The organism is Parasutterella secunda (assembly GCF_023336895.1).
In the GTDB taxonomy this organism is placed as follows: Bacteria; Pseudomonadota; Gammaproteobacteria; order Burkholderiales; family Burkholderiaceae_F; genus Aphodousia; species Aphodousia faecalis.
In genome coordinates this window covers 1-275 of the sequence record NZ_JAMBLT010000040.1, presented here as the reverse complement: position 1 = coordinate 275, position 275 = coordinate 1, and the positions used below count along the sequence as shown (strand labels likewise).

The following is a 275-nucleotide window of genomic DNA, read 5'->3' as shown; positions in this document are numbered from 1 at the left end:
GAAAGGCTCAAAGGGAAGTTGCGAAACTGCATCAACGGATCAGCAACATACGTCAGGACTTTATCAATAAAGTCGCGTTGGATTTAAGCAAAAAACACGCGGTGATCTATCGTGAAGACTTGAGAATAAAGAACATGACAGCGAGTGCGGCCGGGACGGTAGAGGAGCCGGGTCATAATGTGGCTCAAAAATCGGGCTTAAACCGAGCGATATTGGATCAGGCATGGGGGAAATTTTTCCAACGATTGGAGTGGAAGTGTGAACAAAGGGGCGGC

General features: G+C 48.0%; 1 pseudogene. It reads left to right on the top strand.

Annotated elements, in window-relative coordinates:
• Nucleotides 1-275, top strand: a pseudogene (locus M3080_RS09220) (RNA-guided endonuclease InsQ/TnpB family protein); the annotation flags it as partial.